This is a genomic window from Wolbachia endosymbiont of Dactylopius coccus, from assembly GCF_977011065.1.
Genome location: NZ_OZ347065.1, coordinates 1,151,019 through 1,172,388, shown reverse-complemented (window position 1 = coordinate 1,172,388; position 21,370 = coordinate 1,151,019). Strand labels below are relative to the sequence as shown.

At 36.2% G+C, this 21,370-nt stretch carries 15 protein-coding genes, 1 tRNA gene, 1 other RNA gene and 3 pseudogenes; 14 read left to right on the top strand and 6 right to left on the bottom strand.

Annotated features, from left to right (window positions below):
• The first annotated feature begins 274 nt into the window (after positions 1-274).
• A complete protein-coding gene (locus ACWHVF_RS06260) occupies positions 275-1,498 on the top strand; it encodes an MFS transporter (protein WP_447933259.1) in 1,224 nt (407 codons plus the stop codon).
• A 40-nt stretch (positions 1,499-1,538) separates the two neighbouring features.
• Positions 1,539-2,816, top strand: coding sequence for a serine hydroxymethyltransferase (gene glyA, locus ACWHVF_RS06255; protein WP_064125143.1), 1,278 nt, complete (start codon positions 1,539-1,541; stop codon positions 2,814-2,816).
• 763 nt (positions 2,817-3,579) lie between these two features.
• Here the strand turns inward: glyA and ACWHVF_RS06250 are convergent.
• The 4 genes from ACWHVF_RS06250 to ACWHVF_RS06235 all read right to left on the bottom strand — a co-directional run bounded on the left by ACWHVF_RS06250 (position 3,580) and on the right by ACWHVF_RS06235 (position 7,286).
• On the bottom strand, positions 3,580-4,992 hold the full coding sequence (locus ACWHVF_RS06250; RefSeq protein WP_064125144.1) for an AAA family ATPase: 1,413 nt from the start codon (positions 4,990-4,992) through the stop codon (positions 3,580-3,582).
• A gap of 192 nt (positions 4,993-5,184) precedes the next feature.
• A complete protein-coding gene (locus ACWHVF_RS06245; protein ID WP_156488198.1) occupies positions 5,185-5,328 on the bottom strand; it encodes a hypothetical protein in 144 nt (47 codons plus the stop codon).
• Between the two features lie 137 nt (positions 5,329-5,465).
• Positions 5,466-6,477 (bottom strand): IS630 family transposase gene (locus ACWHVF_RS06240; RefSeq protein WP_447933057.1). Its coding sequence is split into 2 segments (ribosomal slippage): positions 5,466-6,014 and positions 6,016-6,477, totalling 1,011 coding nucleotides; the frame shifts between segments, so codons are not numbered across the junction.
• A gap of 134 nt (positions 6,478-6,611) precedes the next feature.
• The gene (locus tag ACWHVF_RS06235) at positions 6,612-7,286 is read right to left on the bottom strand and encodes a septal ring lytic transglycosylase RlpA family protein (protein WP_064125552.1); all 675 of its coding nucleotides are present in this window, start codon (positions 7,284-7,286) and stop codon (positions 6,612-6,614) included.
• A 26-nt stretch (positions 7,287-7,312) separates the two neighbouring features.
• Here ACWHVF_RS06235 and murC point away from each other — a divergent pair, with 26 nt between their 5' ends.
• The 8 genes and pseudogenes from murC to petA all read left to right on the top strand — a co-directional run bounded on the left by murC (position 7,313) and on the right by petA (position 16,470).
• Positions 7,313-8,746: a UDP-N-acetylmuramate--L-alanine ligase gene (murC, locus tag ACWHVF_RS06230; protein WP_064125551.1), complete on the top strand. Its 1,434-nt coding sequence runs from the start codon at positions 7,313-7,315 to the stop codon at positions 8,744-8,746.
• A gap of 217 nt (positions 8,747-8,963) precedes the next feature.
• Positions 8,964-9,113 (top strand): annotated as a pseudogene (locus ACWHVF_RS06225) (WPE palindromic element domain-containing protein); the annotation flags it as partial.
• An 80-nt stretch (positions 9,114-9,193) separates the two neighbouring features.
• Positions 9,194-10,459, top strand: coding sequence for a phosphopyruvate hydratase (eno, locus tag ACWHVF_RS06220; protein ID WP_447933258.1), 1,266 nt, complete (start codon positions 9,194-9,196; stop codon positions 10,457-10,459).
• The gene (gene cgtA / locus ACWHVF_RS06215) at positions 10,447-11,469 is read left to right on the top strand and encodes an Obg family GTPase CgtA (RefSeq protein WP_064124709.1); all 1,023 of its coding nucleotides are present in this window, start codon (positions 10,447-10,449) and stop codon (positions 11,467-11,469) included. The genes eno and cgtA overlap by 13 nt, the downstream gene beginning before the upstream one ends.
• A 356-nt stretch (positions 11,470-11,825) precedes the next feature.
• A protein-coding gene (locus ACWHVF_RS06210; RefSeq protein WP_447933057.1) for an IS630 family transposase occupies positions 11,826-12,837 on the top strand; the annotation gives its coding sequence in 2 pieces (ribosomal slippage) (positions 11,826-12,287 and positions 12,289-12,837; 1,011 coding nt in all).
• Positions 12,838-12,950: 113 nt separating this feature from the next.
• Positions 12,951-13,023 (top strand) — tRNA-Val (locus tag ACWHVF_RS06205).
• Positions 13,024-13,075: 52 nt separating this feature from the next.
• Positions 13,076-15,784 (top strand): DNA gyrase subunit A, encoded by a 2,709-nt coding sequence (gene gyrA / locus ACWHVF_RS06200; protein ID WP_447933257.1) that lies wholly within the window; start codon positions 13,076-13,078, stop codon positions 15,782-15,784.
• Positions 15,785-15,870: 86 nt separating this feature from the next.
• Positions 15,871-16,470 carry a ubiquinol-cytochrome c reductase iron-sulfur subunit gene (petA, locus tag ACWHVF_RS06195; RefSeq protein ID WP_064125145.1) on the top strand — a complete coding sequence of 200 codons (600 nt, stop codon included), beginning with the start codon at positions 15,871-15,873 and terminating at the stop codon, positions 16,468-16,470.
• Between the two features lie 17 nt (positions 16,471-16,487).
• Here the strand turns inward: petA and priA are convergent, their stop codons facing one another.
• Both priA and ACWHVF_RS06185 read right to left on the bottom strand, forming a co-directional pair.
• The gene (gene priA, locus ACWHVF_RS06190; protein ID WP_064125146.1) at positions 16,488-18,812 is read right to left on the bottom strand and encodes a replication restart helicase PriA; all 2,325 of its coding nucleotides are present in this window, start codon (positions 18,810-18,812) and stop codon (positions 16,488-16,490) included.
• 37 nt (positions 18,813-18,849) lie between these two features.
• Positions 18,850-19,272, bottom strand: a pseudogene (locus ACWHVF_RS06185) (IS110 family transposase); the annotation flags it as partial.
• A gap of 156 nt (positions 19,273-19,428) precedes the next feature.
• Between ACWHVF_RS06185 and ACWHVF_RS06180 the strand changes: the two are divergent.
• The 4 genes and pseudogenes from ACWHVF_RS06180 (at position 19,429) to ACWHVF_RS06165 (ending at position 21,331) form a co-directional block, all read left to right on the top strand.
• The gene (locus tag ACWHVF_RS06180; RefSeq protein WP_447933305.1) at positions 19,429-20,016 is read left to right on the top strand and encodes a hypothetical protein; all 588 of its coding nucleotides are present in this window, start codon (positions 19,429-19,431) and stop codon (positions 20,014-20,016) included.
• A gap of 376 nt (positions 20,017-20,392) precedes the next feature.
• Positions 20,393-20,520 (top strand): annotated as a pseudogene (locus tag ACWHVF_RS06175) (IS3 family transposase); the annotation flags it as partial.
• A 24-nt stretch (positions 20,521-20,544) separates the two neighbouring features.
• Positions 20,545-20,880: a transfer-messenger RNA gene (gene ssrA, locus ACWHVF_RS06170) on the top strand.
• A gap of 22 nt (positions 20,881-20,902) precedes the next feature.
• Positions 20,903-21,331, top strand: a complete 429-nt coding sequence (locus tag ACWHVF_RS06165) for a ClpXP protease specificity-enhancing factor SspB (protein ID WP_064125157.1) — start codon at positions 20,903-20,905, stop codon at positions 21,329-21,331.
• Positions 21,332-21,370: the final 39 nt, after the last annotated feature.

Below are 21,370 nucleotides of genomic sequence, written 5' to 3'. Positions count from 1 at the left end.
TGTGGTGTAATTTTTTTCATATACCTTATTCATGAGCCAGTTGTAGATATAGTAGAAAAAATTATAAGTAAAATAAAAGGTCTCTTTTAAAAATAGAAAAAGTGAACTTTTTCCATTATCCAAACTTGAACCTGGAAAATTTAGTTAATGCATAAACTACTTATGTTGGCTATGAGTTCAACTGTATAAAATTCCGGTAAATTAAAATAAGTATTCATAAAAATATTGTTTCCTATAAACAGAGTATCTATAATACTAGCTTTGGGGTAAAGTATTGCAGAGGAATTTTTTAATCTGGTTGTTGGCATCACTGTTCTATGCATACCAATATATATTACGCGTGATTCCAAACATAATTGCGCCTGAATTAATAACAAAATTTAACATAAGTATTGCAGATGTTGGCCAGTTTGGCGGGTTATACTATGTAGGCTATACGATAGCTCATATACCTATAGGTCTTTTCCTTGATAGATTTGGACCAAAGTTTGTTTTACCTGCTTGTACCGTTTTGACATTTACCGGAACACTACCGCTTATATGCTTTGATGAGTGGAGTTATTCAATAATTGGAAGAATAATTGTGGGAATTGGGTCATCAGCTTCGGCAATTGGAATCTTTAAAGTTGCAAGCATGTATTTCTCGCAAGAAAAATCAGCAAGAATGGCCAGCTTATCTATAATAATAGGGTTATTAGGAGCTACTTGTGGTGGATTACCCCTGGACTTCTTACTCGATAAATTTGGTTGGGACTATGTTATTTACACTTTCTCAGCATTTGGTTGTTTACTTGCCTTACTGTTATTCTTTATAACGCCAAGCAGTAATGACCAGAAAGAAGTAAGTGTAAATGATAATATGTTTCAGGATTTAAAAACTGTACTTTTCAACAAACATGTCATTCTAATCGGCTTTTTTGGTGGCTTAATGGTTGGTCCATTGCAGGGTTTTGCTGATGCTTGGGCAAAAACGTTCTTGTATGAAGTATATCAAATAACCACAGATCTAGCATCTTTACTTCCTTCTCTCATGTTTGTAGGCATGGGAGCTGGATCATTCTTTTTGGCTTACTTTCTAGAGAAATATCCAAATAAACATTACGAGGCAATTATTACATGTTCTTTTGCAATGATTGCCAGTTTCCTCTTGCTTTTCACGCAGGTTGGCGGTCTGTATATTGCGTTGCCGGCACTCCTTGTTATTGGTTTCGCATCTGGATATCAGGTGGTTACCATTTACAAAGCGATAAGTTATGTGAATAATAACTTGGTAGGTCTGGCTACAGCTGTGTCAAATATGATAGTCATGGTTTTTGGCTATTTTTTTCACACTGGGATCGCAAAAATAATAGATTTGTGTTGGGATAGGACAGTGATACAAGGAAATCCTGTGTATAGTGATGAATTGCTGATAAAAGCAACATCTATTATTCCTGTATGTTTGCTGATAGCTGTTTTTGGGCTCTTATGGTTAAAAAAGCAGGATGAGCAGTCTTAAAATTGCTTGTGCATCTTAAAATTAAAGCGAGGTTTGATCTATGATGAGTGTTTTAAAAAAAATCTGCGGCTCTAAAAATAGTTTAAAGTCTTTTGATAACGAGGTTTATCAGTTTATAGAAAAAGAATTACAACGCCAAAAATCACAATTGCAATTAATTGCATCAGAAAATTTTGCAAGCAAAGCGGTAATGGAGGCACAAGGCTCTTTTCTGACTAATAAATACGCAGAAGGTTATCCAGGTAAAAGATATTACTGTGGTTGTGAGCATGTGGACAAAATTGAAAGTCTGGCTATAGAGAGACTTTGTAAGTTGTTTGGTGTAAAATTTGCAAATGTTCAGCCTCACTCTGGTTCTCAGGCAAATCAAGCAGTATTTGCTTCACTGCTTACTCCAGGCGATACGATACTTGGATTATCGCTTAATTGCGGTGGGCATCTAACTCACGGTGCGGCGCCAAGCCTTTCTGGTAAATGGTTTAAGTCGATTCAATATACAGTAAATAAAGACACTTATCTGCTCAATATGGATGAGATAGAAAAGCTGGCGCTGGAGCATAAACCGAAATTGATCATAGCTGGTGCTTCTGCTTATCCAAGAAAAATGGACTTCAAACGCTTTCGCGAGATTGCAGATAAAGTTGGTGCTTATTTGCTTGCAGACATTGCTCACTATGCGGGACTTATTGCAGCAGGTGAATATCCGTCTCCTGCTGAATATGCACATGTTATGACTTCCACAACTCACAAAACTTTGCGTGGTCCTCGTGGTGGAATAGTGATGACCAATGATGAAGCATTACACAAAAAAATTCAATCTGCAGTTTTTCCAGGATTGCAGGGCGGGCCACTTATGCATGTGATAGCTGCAAAAGCTGTTGCATTTAAAGAAGCATTAGCGCCAGAGTTTAAAACTTATAGCAAGAAAGTCGTGGAAAATGCGAAAGTGCTGGCTCAAGAATTGCAAAAGCATGGACTTGACATTATAACCGGTGGCACTGACTCTCATATAGTGCTAGTTGACTTAAGATCGCAGAAATTAACTGGAAAAGACGTTGTAGATAGCCTTGAGAGAGCCGGTATTACCTGTAATAAAAACTCTGTACCATTTGATACAGCAAAGCCGACCATCACTTCAGGGCTCCGTTTTGGCACCGCTGCTGAGACAACACGCGGACTTGAGGCAGAAAATTTTAAAGAGATAGCTGGTCTAATAAATGAAGTGATTCAGGGATTAATCAGCGGAAATAGCTCAAGTGTCGAAAAAGCAGCAAAAACTAAAGTTGAAAGGATTTGTAGTAGTTTTCCTATTTATTAATTTATGTGGCATCATCCAAGTAGCTGGTAGAAACGAAAAAACCTACTTGACAAACTCCGCCAGCCCCCTTATCATGAAACTAAAGGTATTCAGTTATCTTCATCTGTGCAGATTAAACAGCAAGAAAACAACGTAGTTGGCGTCTTATTTTTAATTTTTTGCACTATGTGCACCTTATGTCTTCACAATATTTCTAGGTTTTTACCTACACAAGCTGAAACGCGCTTATAAGTCGTTTAAGACAGTATAGTACGCCAATTTGCAGGATTAGAGAGTGACAACTAGCTAACACGGGGTTTCTTTTGCCTTTTTTTCTGCTTAGTAAATTTCTTAATATTTATAGCTAAAGGAGCCCAAGAGAGGTGTCATCCCAGTGCGTGACACTGGGATCTCATTTCGTAACTTCATAGTATAAATTATTTCAAATTGTATCTATTTGCAAGTATATAAATATGATAATTTTGCATAAAAAATTAGATCCCAGTGTCACGCACTGGGATGACAAGAAGAGGGCACTGGGATGACAAAAAAAGGAGGCTACTTCGATGACAGGCTAGCCTGACAACCGTCATCCCGCTGCTTGTTAGCGGTATCTAGAGATACCGCGGCGGTACGACGTAGGACTGCTGTCATTCCAGCGCGTGGCACACATCTGTACGAACATTGTTATAATAAGAGTTCAAGAAAGATGTCATGAAAATAGCTGGCACTGGAATCTTGTTCCAATGTTAAACAACACAAAGTTGAAAAAGTAGAGCAAGAATTACTTACAATTCAATAATTCTCCAAAATCAATTATGTTTGAAAAGTAATCACTATCTATAACGTCATCACTCACACCATTAACGTGAATAAGGACTGGACGACATGAAAAGCCTTTTGGACGCTTTAGTGTATCTATTTTCTTTTGTACTTCTTGTATTATTGAATGACCGATTTTATTTTTTGAAAATTTGATTTCGCAAATGTAGAGGGTGTTGAACCTTGTTTGAATCATGTAATCAATTTGACAACCAGCACCTGTCTTCCTCTGAAAAAATGGATTTTCGCTTACTATTCCATCAATTCCCAAGATATTATGTATGCTCTTTCTATTGTTAAGCACCAAATTTTCAAACTGAAGTCCAATAATTGTATGCCACTCTGGCAGGAACCCCATAGAATAGGTGTCACGATTAATTTTTCCTAGATTTTTTTCAATATATTTTAGATAAAACCTTAAATAATTATCTTGAAGTCTGTACTTCCTGAGTCGTGAATCAGTACCAGTTTTTATATTCCAAGTGTGATCCCTTGCAATAAAACCAGCAAGCTCGAGCTCATGTAGATACTCAGAAATGCGTCCGTGTCTTGCAATGTTTAAAGCAGTACAAATTTCTTCCTGTTCTTTAGCTCCAGTAGAAAGAGCTCTCACTATTTGCTTATAAAAAGCTGTTTTTCGCATGAATAGATCTGAAAATATTTGGTCAAACTCCTCAACTAAAAATCCACCTTTTGTAAAACAAAGCTTTTTAATATTTTCTTCAGCACCATGTTTAAAGTTTACCTCTTCTAAATACTTTGGAATTCCACCAGTTACTGCAAGCACCTTAAACTTTTCGTATGCTGAAATATTTTTTGGCCAAAATTCATTGCAATCAGAAAGTGATAACTCCCCGAGTGTTAAAGTCAACGATATTCTTCCTACAAAACCAGTACTACTAAGTATGTTTTTTTCGATCCAAGATGATGCAGATCCACAGACAACAAAAATTAGCTTGTTATTATTTTTTAGCTGTGTATCCCAAAAATTCTTTATTTTGCCTAAAAAAGTTGGATCTTTTGAGCCCATCCAAGAAATTTCATCAAAGAGCAATAATATTTTGCCAGATAGTAAACGTTCACCAACTGCCCATAGTAAGTCACTCCAGTCGTCATATCTAGCAAAAGATGTATTAAATTGTCTAGCAACTTGTCTAGAAAATTCATTAAGTTGATGGGATATTGTAGTGTGCTTTTCTGGTGGCAAACCTATAAATGAGTAATACTGCTCGAAATACTTACCAAACTCTTGAATTAAACGACTTTTCCCTATACGACGCCTTCCTTTGACTACTATAAAAGATGCAGTGTTTTTTTCCGTAAGCTCCAGCAGTTGCTTCAACTCAGTTTGCCTACCAATAAATAATGGAGACATAAAATACAAAATATAAATCTTTGTCTCCATTATACGTAATAAAATTGGAGACGTAAATAAGTAAATTTTGATCTTTGTCTCTATAGTGCTATAGCTAAACTGACTTACGACAATTTGAAAAACCGTCATCCTGCTACTTGTTAGCGGCTGAGATACCGCGCACAACTATAAGAACATTGTGATTTTGTCCCATTAGGAGGGTGTCATCCCAGTGCTTGACACTGGGATCCAGAAGTTTTGCTTATAACTGAGCTGATGAGTTAAAGGTAGTTGTCTTACGCTAAAACAAACGTTTTTAATTAAGTTGCATAGAACCAGTGTCTGGGCACTGCCCACTGGTGGCCCAAACTACAACGTTCGTACAGTTGTGGATACCGCGGCGGTATGACGAGGGAGAGCAGCGGCGGTATAGCTATAAATTGTTGATATCTTTTTTATATCACATTTTTAACTTACAATAGTTATACCAATTCTCATTGTTGGTCATTCAAATAGGATACATAGCAGAGTTGTTTAATTGTGGAGTAGGTAAGAGAAGTAATAAATTTACACAAAGCACTCTCAAGCAAAGCAATAGTATCGTATATTTTATTGCGCAAAATGTTCTGTTTTACATACAACCAAAGCCTCTCAACTGGATTGAGTTCAGGTGAGTATGGTGGTAGGTATATAATCTCAATATTTTTAGGTACCTTTAAACTTTTCGACTTATGCCAACTAGCACAATCCATAACAAGAAAGGCTTCTCGTGGTCCCAAATATTGAGACATTTGCTCAAGAAATATATTCATACAATCAGTGTTGACATTCGGTGCAAACAAGCTAGAATTCTCCCCATTTCTAGGATTAACTGCACTGTAGAGATAAAAATTTTCCCTACCTAATTTTACCTTAACTTTTGTTCTGACGCCTTTTTTAAACCATCCATGCCCGGTCTTTGAATGTGTGCCAAACCGCGATTCATCGAAGAAAAACAGCTCTTTTTCAGAATACTTGCCAATAACTTCGTTGAGATTTTTTTTTGAATTCCTCTTGTTTTCTTTTATCTTGTACATTGTGTACTGGTCTTGGTGTAATATAAGAGAATTTCATCTTTTGCATATAGCGGTGTACTGTAGATTTGCTAATATTTAAGCCGAACTTTTCCTGGATTCTTATTCTCATTTCTTTAATGGTAATATTAGGATTTTCTCCTACCCATGCTTCAACTTGCTGTAGTTGAGCCTGATTTAATTTAGTTTTTCTACGCCGTTGTGGAGGAGCAAACAATTTTTCTTCTCTGCCTAATTTCAAGAGTTTTATCCACGAAGTTAGTGCGCTTCTTGAAATGCAATATATTTTTGCTACAGCCGTTATACTATGCTTTTTTGCTGCAATTACAGCATTTAGTTTTTTTGCAACATATGCATTGTTCCTTACTTTCTTCAGCATTTTTTTTGCTGATTTTACTACTTCTTCATCCAATAATTTTGATCTTAGTGCCATTTATACCTCGACTATTTCACTTATTTCATTATGGCTTGTCTTCTATTATTGTCTATCTGTTTGCCGTGTAATGGGAATTGGTATTAGCCAGCGTTTCTTACATTAACCAAATCTTTCGAATTCTGCACTCACCACTACCTATAACTCACTTTCACGCAATACTGATCGTTCTTAAAAAGCAATCTAACATTTTTTATTCCTTGATTGCGAAGCTTTGATGCAGCTGATTTAGCAGCCTGAGCACTTTTAAAAAATGCAACATATCCCTTACTTTCTGCACTGTCTTGTTTTGAGTGACGTTTCTGCATTTCTTTTTCATATTGCTTTCTGTAATGAGGAGTATTTTGTATCAATTGTTCTGACATCTTTCTTAGGTATTGAACTTTTACCTTTGCAAGCCCTACTTTATGAAATCCTAAGACTTGAGCTGCTTTTTCTGATAAGTCTATTATTCTGCCTTCAATAAAAGGCCCTCTATCGTTAACCCTTGTAACAAGCTTTCTTCCATTTTCTAAATTAGTGACAAGAACAAAGCAGGGTAGGGGCAAAGTCTTATGCGCTGCAGAGATCAAGTGACGGTTAAACACTTCACCATTTGCTGTAAGCGTGCCATGATCTTCTATTCCATACCACGACGCTATCCCTATCTCTTCATAGTGTTTACAGTTTTTTGGGTGATAAGTTATACCATTTATTGTATAGCTGCTGCCAATTTTATAATGACCTGCAGTGCAATTAAACCTGTTGCTAAAACTGCAACTACTCATCAAAACAAATATTAGGCATAGAAAGACTAGGTTTTTTATCATTGTATTCGGTAAGAGGGTTTGATACCATGAGGATTTTAAATTATACTATAATAAATTTAGTAATAAGTAAACGTTTACTGCTAAATATGAACAAGACTCAAAAAGGAATAATACATATAATTGGTATAGGTGGAATCGGAATGAGTGCCATTGCTGAAATTCTTCACAATTCCAATTGCAAAGTTCAAGGCAGTGATGCACAATCAAACAACAATGTAGATAGATTACAAAGGCTGGGCATAGAGGTTTTTATTGGTCACAATGCTAATAATATAAGCCAAGCTCAAATAGTTGTACATTCTTCTGCAATAGAATCTGATAATGTGGAGTTAATTGCGGCAAAAAATAACAATAAAACCGTTTTGCATAGATCAGACATACTTGCTGAAATTATGAAAGGTAAATATGTGATAGCGGTTTCAGGTTCAAGCGGAAAGACAACAACAACGGCTATGATTGCTTCCATTTTTGATCATTCTAATATTGATGCAACTGTAATTGTAGGAGGAATACTAAATTCGTATCAGAGTAATTCAAAACTTGGAAAGAGTGACATTTTTTTAATCGAAGCTGATGAGTCTGATGGAACTATGCTAAAAATTCCTGCAAATATTTCTGTTATAACGAGTATTAACGACGATCATATGGATCATTATGGTACATTCGACGATATTAAAAATGCGTTTTCTCAGTTTATAAGCAAAGCAGATTTTGCAGTTTTGCCTGATTCTGTAGGCATCGATTATGATGCGAGTAATTCTATAACGTTTGGGTTTGAGAATGGTAGCATAAGAGCCAGCAACATCGAACAACATAATAACAGCATGGAATTTGATGTGTTGATTGACAATAACCACAGAATAAAAAACGTAGTACTATCAAACACAATAGGAATGCATAAAGTCAGTAACGCCTTGGCTGCAATATCAGTTGCGATAAAGCTCGGGATTAGCAATGCAGAGATTAAAAAAGGCCTTTTGGAATTTCAAGGAGTAGCAAGAAGATTCTCTTTAATTGCCAATATTAAAGGTGTTAAGTTAATTGAGGATTATGCCCATCATCCAAATGAAATATATGCAACTTTAACGGCTGCACGTTCGATTACTAAAGGAAAAGTAATAGGAATTATCGAACCACTTCGTTTTGCTCGCATTCGTAATTTTTTTGATGAATTCATACGAATTTTCATGATGTTTGATTATGTCATCCTTACTCCTGTTCATCCTCCAGAAGATAAGCCCATTCCTGGTTGTGGAATTGATGATATACAAAAAGCTTTAATCAGTAATGGATTTTATAACACAAAAATTATGAATGATGCTCTACTCATTTCACATTTTATTAGTGATTCGACAAGTCCAGGTGATATAGTATTATTTATTGGTGCTGGTAGTAATATAGCTAAATTGGCAAAGGAAGCTGCGAAGCTCATAGCAGAAACTATACAAACGTCTAGTTAAGCTATAGAATAAACGCAAGTACTGGTGTCATGAAAGTAGCTGACACTGGAATCTAGTCAATTATATATATGGAAAATGAATTTAATCGAGAAAGAGGATCCAGACTGGGAGGATTTATATGATAAAATTGTGTGGTAAAACTGGATCCCAGTGTCGGAGCACACAACTGTACGAACGTTGTGATATGGGGGTAACTTCCACTAAGAATGATGTCATCCCAGTGCCCAGACACTGGGATCCAGAAAACTTAATCGTAAATGAGCACACCAGGTGGCTGTATAGTAAAAGCTGGATTCCAGTGTCAAGCACTGGAATGACACCATCCGCTACTCAAATTACCTGTATATTGCAATGTTCATACACTGAAATGTTACAGCGCTGGGATAACATCTTCCGAGACAGAACGTTCCGTGCACACAATTGTGAATCTAGTAAAGGGTTAATGTAATGAATAAGATAATCAACAACGTATTTGCAAGAGAAATTTTAGATAGCAGAGGTTACCCCACTGTGGAGGTGGAAATTGAACTCTGTGATGGAGCAATAGGTAGGGCCTCTGTACCTTCTGGAGCTTCAACTGGTAAATTAGAAGCCTTGGAACTCAGAGACCAAGATGAGAAAAGGTATTGTGGTAAGGGAGTATTGAGAGCTGTTCAAGCTGTAAATGGAGTGATAACAGATAAAATCATTGGAATGAATGCAGCGGACCAAAATGCAATTGATCAAGCATTAATTGAACTGGATGGAACAAAAAATAAATCTAAACTTGGAGCAAATGCAACTTTGGGTGTGTCTCTTGCAGTTGCAAAAGCAGCAGCAAACAGTTTTAAAGTGCCGCTATATAGATATTTGGGAGGAGAGCAGATGCCGGTTCCACTCATTAACATAATTAATGGTGGAGTACATGCAGACAATAAGCTCGATTTCCAAGAATTCATGATTCTTCCGGTCGGTGCTGAGACTTTCAGTGAAGCAATCAGAGTATCTGCGGAGGTGTTCCATAACTTACGTAGCATTCTTAAGAAAAAAGGTTATAGCACAAACGTAGGAGATGAAGGTGGTTTTGCACCAAATATTGAAAGTACTGAAGAAGCACTTGACTTGATCATATACGCTATAGAATCAGCAGGTTATTCAGCGCAAAGTGATTTTGCACTAGGCCTTGATGTTGCTTCATCTACTTTTTATGAAGATGGAATTTACAAATTTGAAAACAAAGAGCTTACTTCAAAAGAATTGACTGAATATTATTGTAATCTTGTGGAAGGATATCCAATAATTTCTATAGAAGATGCAATGAGTGAAGATGATTACGAAGGTTGGAAATTACTTACTGCAAAATTGGGGAGTAAAATTCAATTGGTAGGGGATGATTTATTTGTTACAAATTGTGAACTAATAGGCAAAGGAATAGAAGAAAAAATGGCAAATGCTGTACTGATCAAGCCAAATCAAATAGGAACGTTAACAGAAACTTTTGCTGCTATTGAAATGGCAAAATCAAACAACTACAAAGCTGTTATTTCTCACCGCTCAGGTGAGACAGAAGACACAACAATATCTCATATAGCAGTTGCATCAAATTGCGGGCAAATAAAAACCGGATCGCTGTCGCGTTCTGATAGGCTCGCGAAGTATAACGAGCTAATAAGAATAGAAGGCACATTAGGAAAAGGTGCTAAATATTATCGTGGGTTGGCATGGACTTCATAGACGAAGTTAGATTATATCTAAAGGCTGGTGATGGCGGTGATGGCTGCGCGAGTTTTCGTCGAGAGAAATTCGTTGAATTTGGTGGGCCAAACGGCGGTAACGGAGGAAAAGGTGGAAACATAGTTTTTGTCAGTGATACAAATCTCAACACTTTGCTTAATTTTCGTTGTCGAAGACACATTAAAGCAAATGATGGGAAAAGTGGTGCAAGCAGAGATAGGTCTGGCACAGCGGGAAAAGATGTCATACTTAAAGTTCCAGTTGGGACACAAATAATAGGTGAAGAGAGTGAGGAGGTGATAGTAGACCTTGATAAACCCGATATGGAATTTCAAGTAGTGCAAGGTGGGAAAGGTGGGCTTGGAAACACCAATTTTAAATCTTCTACTAACAGGGCACCAAGACATTTTACTTACGGCCAGCCTGGCGAAGAAAAACATGTATTATTAAAACTAAAAGTTTTATCAGATGTTGGAATTATCGGCATGCCAAATGCAGGTAAATCGAAATTTTTAACTCGCTGTTCAAATGCAGATACAAAAGTAGGTGATTATCCATTCACCACGATAAGACCACATTTAGGTGTAGCAAAAGTGGATGATAGCGAAATTGTAATAGCAGACATTCCTGGAATAATCACCGATGCTCACCTTGGAGTTGGGCTCGGACATAAATTTTTAAAGCACATAGAAAGGTGTCAAATTTTACTTCATTTAATCGATGTAACTCATGATGACGTTGTTTCGGCTTATAGTTGTATCCATAATGAATTGGAACTTTACAATGGTGATCTTGTTGAAAAAGAAGAGATTGTAGTATTAAACAAATGCGACTTGCTGAGAGAAGCAGAAATTCTGGAAAAGAAGAATCACCTAGCCAATTATCTTAATAAAGAAGTGCTGTGCTTATCAATTAATGGTGATTTACAGCCCATTTTGAGATTATTAAATGAGAAATTGAAAAAGAGTAATCCTAAGGAAATCGATGTATATGATCCTTTTAAGATGTGAATTTCATTTAGATAATTGATGTTTTTCATTTATTTTATCATATAACTAGAATATATGTGTACGAACGTTTGTTTTTGAAGGTGATTTGTACAGTAAATGGTCAGCGCGTGACGCACTGCCCAGTTCATGTTAGCTATAAATATTTAAGAAATTTACCAAATGGAAAAAGAAGGCAAAAGAAGCCCTGGGGTTATTATCTGCTTTAAAATATTGGCGTTTTTTATGTTTTAAACGCTTGACAAGCGGGATTAAGCTGCTTTTAATTGCAACTAATACCAATTCCCATTACACGGCAAACAGATAGACAATAATAGAAGACAAGCCATAATGAAATAAGTGAAATAGTCGAGGTATAAATGGCACTAAGATCAAAATTATTGGATGAAGAAGTAGTAAAATCAGCAAAAAAAATGCTGAAGAAAGTAAGGAACAATGCATATGTTGCAAAAAAACTAAATGCTGTAATTGCAGCAAAAAAGCATAGTATAACGGCTGTAGCAAAAATATATTGCATTTCAAGAAGCGCACTAACTTCGTGGATAAAACTCTTGAAATTAGGCAGAGAAGAAAAATTGTTTGCTCCTCCACAACGGCGTAGAAAAACTAAATTAAATCAGGCTCAACTACAGCAAGTTGAAGCATGGGTAGGAGAAAATCCTAATATTACCATTAAAGAAATGAGAATAAGAATCCAGGAAAAGTTCGGCTTAAATATTAGCAAATCTACAGTACACCGCTATATGCAAAAGATGAAATTCTCTTATATTACACCAAGACCAGTACACAATGTACAAGATAAAAGAAAACAAGAGGAATTCAAAAAAAAATCTCAACGAAGTTATTGGCAAGTATTCTGAAAAAGAGCTGTTTTTCTTCGATGAATCGCGGTTTGGCACACATTCAAAGACCGGGCATGGATGGTTTAAAAAAGGCGTCAGAACAAAAGTTAAGGTAAAATTAGGTAGGGAAAATTTTTATCTCTACAGTGCAGTTAATCCTAGAAATGGGGAGAATTCTAGCTTGTTTGCACCGAATGTCAACACTGATTGTATGAATATATTTCTTGAGCAAATGTCTCAATATTTGGGACCACGAGAAGCCTTTCTTGTTATGGATTGTGCTAGTTGGCATAAGTCGAAAAGTTTAAAGGTACCTAAAAATATTGAGATTATATACCTACCACCATACTCACCTGAACTCAATCCAGTTGAGAGGCTTTGGTTGTATGTAAAACAGAACATTTTGCGCAATAAAATATACGATACTATTGCTTTGCTTGAGAGTGCTTTGTGTAAATTTATTACTTCTCTTACCTACTCCACAATTAAACAACTCTGCTATGTATCCTATTTGAATGACCAACAATGAGAATTGGTATTAGATCACCTTGTCTACCTATTTTGCCACTCTGCTGAACGGATACAATTTATTGCTATTTTTGTTTACAATAATAATATTGAGCTATAGAATTACATCTAAAGGGGCAATTAGCTCAGCTGGTAGAGCATCTCGTTTACACCGAGGAGGTCGGCAGTTCAAGTCTGTCATTGCCCATTTGCTTAACTGAATGTTAATATTATTAATTACTTCAATCAAAATATAGAAAATGCAGGATAATATAGTACCAATCTCAATAGTAAAAGAGCTGGAAGATTCTTATCTCTCCTACGCAATGAGCGTGATCATAAGCCGGGCTATACCTGATGTGCGGGATGGATTTAAACCTGTTCATAGGCGCATATTGTATGCAATGTCAAGAGCCGGATTTGATGCTGGTAAGCCATATAAAAAAGCAGCTCGTATAGTTGGGGATGTCATGGGGAAATATCATCCACATGGTGACATGGCTATTTACGATTCCTTGGTCAGAATGGCTCAAGATTTCTCTCTTCTTTTACCACTTATTGATGGGCAAGGTAACTTTGGTTCGATAGACGGAGACCCACCAGCTTCAATGCGATACACAGAAGCAAGACTTCAAAAAGTGTCGCACTTTTTACTAAATGATATTGACGAAGATACAGTTGATTTTAGGCCAAACTATGATGGAAATGAAACAGAGCCTGTTGTACTGCCTGCAGAATTTCCGAATCTATTGGTAAATGGTGCAAGCGGTGTTGCAGTTGGTATGGCAACCAATATTCCTTCTCACAACCTTGGAGAAATAATAGATGCTTGTATGTTATATATAGATAATCCTGAAGTTACTTTGGATGAGTTACTTGAAGTGATGCCAGGGCCGGATTTCCCAACTGGGGGAACGATTCTTGGAAGGTCTGGAATAAGATCAGCATTTGCAACGGGTCGTGGATCAATTGTTGTGCAAGGCAAGACTCACATGGAAGACCTGCCACAAGATAGGCAAGCAATAGTGATTGATGAAATACCTTACCAGGTAAATAAAGTAAAATTAATTGAGAAGATAGGTGAGCTTGTAAAAGAAAAAAGAATTGATGGCATAACAGAAATTAGGGATGAGTCCGATAAGTCTGGTATTAGAGTAGTAATTGACCTCAGAAGAAATGCTGAAGTAAGTTTTATACTTAATCAAATATTGGGACTAACTCCACTAAAAAGTAGTTTTAGTGTTAACACTTTAGTCCTCAACAACAACAGACCTGCTTTGATGTCATTAAAAGAAATCATAGCTGCTTTTGTTGATTTTAGAAAAGAAGTATTAATCAGGAGAACAGAATTTCGTCTAAGAAAAACGAGGGAAAAAGCTCATATATATATAGGGCTCTACATTGCGGTCTTGAGCATAGATGAAGTGATAAAAATCATCCGTGGTGCAAAAGATCCTGCGGAAGCAAGTAGAGAACTTTTAAATAAAGAATGGAAAACTTCAGCTGAGATAAACACAATTATTGGATTAATCTCAGACAGCACAAGCTTTTTGAAAGACGGAGTGTATAGATTAACTGAGCTGCAAACGAAAGCTATTCTTGACATGAAATTGCAACGTTTAACAGGCCTTGAAAAAGACAAATTAGAAGCTGAGCTAAGTTCAATGATCAACCTGATAAAAGAATATATCGCTTTTCTTGGCTCAGGAGAGAAGTTGATGAAAGAAATAAAAAACAATCTACAAGAAATAAAGAACAGATTTGCTGTGCCGCGAAAAACTTCAATAGAGGAATCAGATACGGACATTGAAGCTGAAGATCTAATTCCACAAGAGGATATGTTAATAACCGTAACTATGAATGGTTATATCAAGCGTGTGAAGCTTTCTCATTATAGAACTCAGCGTCGTGGTGGAAAAGGAAAGCTAGGACAAGGATTAAAAGAAGAGGATGTAACCACAAAATTATTTGTTGGGAATACCCACACTAGCCTCTTATTCTTTTCTAATATTGGCCGAGTTTATAGATTAAAAGTTTATAAGTTACCTCTTGCAGAGCCAACTGCACGTGGAAGAGCACTTGTTAATATATTCCCGCTTAGCGATGGTGAAACTATAACTAATATAATGCCATTACCAAGTGAAAATGACGAAAATCAAAACATAGTTTTTGCTACTGCTCATGGGAACATAAGGCGCAACTCTTTAGCGGATTTTCACTATATTCCAAGCAATGGAAAAATAGCAATCAAGCTCGATGAAGGAGATAAGTTAATATCAGTTAAAGTATGCAATGAAATTGATCATGTTTTTCTTTCAACAAGATTCGGCAAAAGTATCAGATTTGTTGTAAGTGATGTGCGTCAATTTAAAAGTCGCAATTCAGATGGCGTAAGAGGTATCAAACTTGCAAAGAATGACAGCGTGATATCTATGACCATATTAAATGGGATAGGTGTAGCAACAGAAACAAAAGAACTTTACTTAAAAGTTCCACTTGCAAAAAGACTGGGGACTGCAATTAATAACTCCATTGATTCTAAATTGGAAAAGACTTTGAATGATTTAGGAATAGATAACGAATTATTCTTAAAACTTGCAGTGAATGAGGAGTTTATATTAACTATTACCGAAAATGGCTTTGGTAAAAGAACTTCTGCGTATGAGTATAGAATAACTAACAGGGGTGGTGTTGGTATCACCAATATTCTTACTACCAACAGAAACGGTAATGTTGTTGCTAGTTTTCCAGTTGAGCAGGGTGATAATATAATGCTTATTACAGATAAAGGAAAGTTAATTCGCATTTCGGTCAATGAGATTAGAATTGCAGGACGCAGCACTCAAGGAGTCACTCTGTTTAAAACAGAGAGTAGAGAAAAGGTGGTGTCAGTAGCGAAAATTGAAGATCCTGATTCCACTGAAGATAGTATTTCTGAAGTTGAAAACTCTATCTCTTCTCAACTGTAGTACAGGTTAAACAAAAAGCGCAAGTTTTTGTTGATTAATACGCAGTATTTAAATTAAAATATATACTTATGGCTAAGTAAAGATCAATGGACAAAAAATTAACTAAAAATAAAAAACCACTGGTAGACAAAGAGGATAAAAAAACACCTCCTGTTAAAGATCTTACTAAAAATAAGGGTAGGAGAGATTTTATAACATTAACTACGTGCGCTATGGCTGGTATAGGAGCTGCAAGTGGACTTTGGCCACTGGTTAAGTCTATGAATCCTTCTGCTGAAGTTCTAGCAACTTCCACAGTGGAGGTGAATTTGTCTGGAATTCAGGAAGGACACGGAGTAAAAGTAAAGTGGCAAGGTAAACCAGTATTCATTCGTAGACGCACAAAGCAAGAAATTGAGACTGCAAGAGCTGTGAATGTAAAGAACTTGAGGGACCCTGAATCAGATGAGCAAAGAGTACGTGAAGGAAAAGATGAATGGTTAATCATGATCGGAATATGTACACATCTTGGGTGTGTACCGGTTGACCACGCTACAAGAGATGGTAATGGTTGGTTCTGTCCTTGCCACGGTTCATATTATGACACATCAGGCCGAGTAATTGGGGGGCCTGCACCAAAAAATATGGTTGTACCTGATTATTTTTTTCCCAGTGAGAATGTTGTGGTAATTGGCAAGAAGGCTTAACTGATACAATAAACTCGTTAAAAGAAACTCACAGGATCAACATCTATTATCACTGCAATACTCGAATTCAAGTTACAATTTTTAATCCAATATTTCAGCTTTTTTTGTATAGATAAACTGTGCTTATTGTGTATTTTTAGCAACACCCTATACCGATACTTATTATTTAAGAAATTTATTGCTGCTGGTGATGGACCAAGAATTTCAAATTCCTTTTTGTCTACACCTACATTTTTTTCCTGGATGCAAGTAGTTGAGCTACTTGGATGACGGAGAAGAGATTTTACTATTTCATTCGCTGCTTTTTGTGTCGCAATCTGATTCTTACCACAAATTATAAGCGCTATTAATCTGCTAAATGGTGGCATTTTGGCTTCGCGTCTTGACTTAAGTTCAATTTCATAAAATGAGTCCCTTTTTTGATGTAGCAATGCTTTTATTATTGAACTTTCAGGATTATTGGTTTGCACTATTACCATTCCTTTTTCATTGAACCTTCCTGACCTGCCTGCAACTTGGTGCAATAATTGATACGTCTTTTCCGCTGCTCTCAAATCAGAATTTTCGAGACTCAAATCTGCATTCATTACTCCAACCAAAGTTAATTTAGGAAAATTGTGCCCCTTAGCAATTATTTGTGTGCCGATTATAATGTTCACCTCTTCTTTCAGTACCAAGTCAATTACGTTACTAACTGACTTCTGATCGCTACTTATCATCGCAGTTTTTGCGTTTGGTATTAATTTCACCATTTCTTCAAGTAACCTTTCAATTCCTATGCCGTAGAGGGACAATGGCTGTTCACTTTGGCAATTAGAGCATTTCTCTGGAAGTTTTAATTGATAAGAGCAATGATGGCACAAAAGAGCATTTTTTTTCTTGTGATATGTAAGCCAAACAGCACAATTTAAGCAGGAAATTTTATATCCACACTTTTTACAAACTGCCAGTTGTGCATACCCTCTGCGGTTTAGAAAAAGCATAACCTGCTGTTTTTTCTCTATGGTTCTTTTTATACCTTCAAAAAGCTCAGAGGAGATCCATTGCTTGTTGTTCCTCATATCCACTACTTTAATGAGTGGCAATTCTGCACCACCGAATCGCTTAGTTAGCTTTACATGATTGTAATTCCCGCTTTTAACATGATGAATCGTTTCAAGCAGTGGAGTTGCTGACGATAAAATTACTGGAATGTTTTCAATTTTGGCCAAGATTATTGCCATATCTCGAGCATTATATATAATTCCCTGTTCTTGTTTAAAAGATGAGTCGTGCTCTTCATCAATGATAATCAATTTTAGGTTTTTATAAGGCAAAAAAAGTGCTGATCGTGCACCAATAATTATCTGCGCATTTCCACTTGCTATATTGAGCCAATTATTCCGGCGAGTTTTTGGAGTGAGCCCTGAGTGCCATTCAACTAAGTTTTTTGATATCTGACCGCGAACACGATTTACCAATTGTGAAGTTAAAACAATTTCAGGTAGGAGGATTAAAATTTGTGCATTACCCTCTCCTGGTGTCATTTCAACATATTCTGGTGTTATACTAGTACGTGGCAAAGACGGTATGCTAAATGTTACAGTGGGTTTTGCCTTGAGTATAAAGGTGTCATTCCAGTGCTTGACACTGGAATCCAGGAATTTTGATTGTAAATTAGGTATTGGTTTTAAGTTAAAATAAACATTTGTAATGGGGTTATATGAAAAACTGGATCCCAGTGTCAGGCTACTCGGATAACATCCTCTTGGTAGACCCAAATCACAATGTTCGTACAGTTGTGTCTCTGGGCACTGGGATGGTAAAGTCTGAGCAGCATTTGGAACGGCAGTGTAATTCTTAACCAATTGTGCAATCACAGAGAGATAAACTTCCGTTTTTCCAGATCCTGTCTCACCGTCAAGTAAAGTCACTGAATACTCATTCAAGCTGCTTATTATTTTATCGCTAGCTATCTGCTGTTCAGGGTTTAATTGGCAACTTATTTCACTTATTTCCTGCTTCTGCTTAGCACAAACCAATTTATCTATGTGATTTACTTTTAACACTCCTCCCATTATCACTTTTGCAAGCATACCAATAGGTATTAAGTTATACTGCGCAACCCACTCTGCAAATGCAATCAATCTTGGTCTAATATTTGGTAAATCGATTTTTTGCTCAACAAATTTTAATTTCCGATCGCTCTTGTCACTATATTTCCAAACTATCCCTATTAAGCGTTTTTTGCCAAATGGCACCACTATGTAATCTCCAACGGAAACTTCAGTATTTTCCTCAATTGCATATGAAAATAACTGATCAATTGGAAGTGGTAGTAATACATCAACTGTTCTTGTCATAGCAGCCTAAGTTTAGCACTGTTTTGAAAATATTCGTTTTGATTTTTTCCTTCAAATCAGGGTCAGAGTTTATTATGCCTTCTATATCTTTCCTAATTTGCTCTGATTGCTCTTTTGCAAATTCTATCTGTTTTTCTATATATTCTCTGGCTTTTCCTGTGGCATTCTGTAAGCGGCACTTGTTTGCATATCGCTTAAATTGCGCTCAATTGCTCTTAGCTCTTTTAATTCTTCTTGCTTTTGTGAAACCATACACTCTTTTACCCCATCGTTTTTTGCGATGAATTCAGCATATTTTTCCAACAGTTTTGCATCTAATTTATCGGTTTTTGCAAAGTGATTGCAGGCTTTTGCAAATGCATATGCCCGATTTGGGTGAGCTCTATGAACAGCTATGTTATACAACTTTATTACAAGTTTCTCATAACCTCCTGTTTACACATAACTTAACAAATACGTTAGCTTGTCTACCTATTTTGCCATTCTGCTGAACGGATACATCCGAGTAGCACATTCTTTACTTTGTGGGTATACTTTTTTTGACACATGGTTATATCTTTTTTAATATAAAGGATATATACTTATGCATTATATATTTTTTTGTATGAGGAGTTATATGAAAATGAAGAGATTATGCGTTTTGGCTGTGTTGCTTACTTCATCTCTAGCAGGTGCAGCTAATAATAGTGCAAGTAAGTCAGAAGATCAGTACTATGCAGGTTTAAACTTTGGTGCTGGATGGGGTAGCGGCTTTAAAATGAAACCTAGCGTTGTTTTTGGTTATAATTATGACAAAAATTCTAAGTTTGAACTTGAGGTTCTCACTGACATAAGTGATATGTTTGGTACAGAAAAGAAAATGGGGGCTAGCTTATTAGCCAATTATCGTTATTACCCTGACCTTGATATTGATCCCGTTAAGCTATATGTCAGCGGAGGTTTAGGAGGATACCTACAAGTAATACCTTTTGGCTTTGGTAACAAACCTGCAAGCACAGATGTTGGAGCTGCTGCAGAGGAGGTATCTGTAGTAGATAAAATACTGGGTTCTATTTCCTATAAACTGAAGGTTGGTGTTGATTATGAAATTGCTCCACAGATAGTTGGTGCAGTTGGTATTGCTGCAGGCGGGCAACTAAGTGGTATAAAAGCATTACAAATACCAGATGCAACTCTGGAGGTAGGAATACGTTATAATTTTTAATGCTGCTACTTAGTTCATAAAAGTAGAGACAATGTTGAGGATGAAATAAACAGCATTAAAAAAATCTGGAAATATATGAGATACTTTTCGAATATGGTTTTGAACGTTAACTATAGATTAGAAAAATGGTAAGAAAGAGGGTAAACTCCAGTATTTGTAACCGTTCACGGATCGTGAGAATGAGTAAAGAACTAGGTCCAAAGTGTGATGGTATGGATTTAGTATAAATAATTCAGGATGCTTGTGTCCACTGGTTACATATAAATTCATAAGGTTTTGAGTCTTTTTGCGTAATATAACAAAGTTGTAAAGGTGTAACCATAATTCCTCCTTCGATGGCAATTTCTTATATATCATACCATCACACTTTGGACCTAAGCACTCCGTTCAACAAGCTAGAACTGCTATATTTGAATACATAGAAATTTTTACAAAAAACAGCGTAGGCATTCTGCTATTAATTATTGCATTCCTGAACATTGTGATTCATCATTCTTTTTGTAAAAAATTTTCTTATTAAGGTCATAATATCTTGACATTTATTTAATGTTGCTATATAATAGCTATGTACATTTTGTGTACTATAGCAATAAAATCACCCTGTAATAGGTGTATTGGACCCGAGGGCAGTACTCGGCGCCTCCACCATATTTTTAATTTATATGGGGGCGAATAAGGATCGACAGGCATAGTAAAGATGGTAGTTTTGCTCGGTTAGACACCACCGCTAAGAGTTCATAATTTAAATGCAAACGATAATTTTGCTGCTGAAGACAATGTTGCAATAGCTGCTTAATTTAAGCACTATAACTTCATTGCTATAAGCACGGTTCAGGGAACGCCGGGTAACAGAAGTTCCCCAAAAGTTTATGTATGTGAAAGTTATATGGAGCAAACAGATTACAAAAAATTGCTTAATTCTGCCAAGTTTCAAGTTATCAAAAAGACTTTAGATGTTATATCAGGTAATGGTTTTACCCCTTACTTAGAAATATTATTTTTCACATATTTTAATGGTGTGACCATGCCAGATCGTTTGAAAAAGTCATACCCTACTCAAATGCTTATTATATTACAGCATCAATTCTATGATTTAAAAGTTTCTGAGGATAAATTTAGCGTCAGTTTGAGTTTTCAAGGAAAACAAGAGCGAATTACTATACCGTTTTTTGCTATTAGTGAGTTTCGTGATAAAATTTCAGGGGATGTTTTAATATTTAGTATCGACTCTGATAAAGAATACAAAAGTGAAAAATGTACTGAAAAACTATCAAACGGTAGTATTATATCCATAGATCAACTGCGTGATGAGTAATTGCTCATCTTTGTAAACAAAAAATATTAATAGAAAGAA

What these genes read in the sequence shown, in the direction of transcription:
- ACWHVF_RS06165 (WP_064125157.1), top strand. Translation starts at nt 20,903, where the DNA reads ATGGAGCAAACAGATTACAAAAAATTGCTTAATTCTGCCAAGTTTCAA.
- glyA (WP_064125143.1), top strand. Translation starts at nt 1,539, where the DNA reads ATGATGAGTGTTTTAAAAAAAATCTGCGGCTCTAAAAATAGTTTAAAG.
- cgtA (WP_064124709.1), top strand. Translation starts at nt 10,447, where the DNA reads ATGGACTTCATAGACGAAGTTAGATTATATCTAAAGGCTGGTGATGGC.
- murC (WP_064125551.1), top strand. Translation starts at nt 7,313, where the DNA reads ATGAGGATTTTAAATTATACTATAATAAATTTAGTAATAAGTAAACGT.
- ACWHVF_RS06250 (WP_064125144.1), bottom strand. Translation starts at nt 4,992, where the DNA reads ATGTCTCCATTATTTATTGGTAGGCAAACTGAGTTGAAGCAACTGCTG.
- ACWHVF_RS06180 (WP_447933305.1), top strand. Translation starts at nt 19,429, where the DNA reads ATGAAAATGAAGAGATTATGCGTTTTGGCTGTGTTGCTTACTTCATCT.
- petA (WP_064125145.1), top strand. Translation starts at nt 15,871, where the DNA reads ATGGACAAAAAATTAACTAAAAATAAAAAACCACTGGTAGACAAAGAG.
- priA (WP_064125146.1), bottom strand. Translation starts at nt 18,812, where the DNA reads ATGACAAGAACAGTTGATGTATTACTACCACTTCCAATTGATCAGTTA.
- gyrA (WP_447933257.1), top strand. Translation starts at nt 13,076, where the DNA reads ATGCAGGATAATATAGTACCAATCTCAATAGTAAAAGAGCTGGAAGAT.
- ACWHVF_RS06235 (WP_064125552.1), bottom strand. Translation starts at nt 7,286, where the DNA reads ATGATAAAAAACCTAGTCTTTCTATGCCTAATATTTGTTTTGATGAGT.
- eno (WP_447933258.1), top strand. Translation starts at nt 9,194, where the DNA reads ATGAATAAGATAATCAACAACGTATTTGCAAGAGAAATTTTAGATAGC.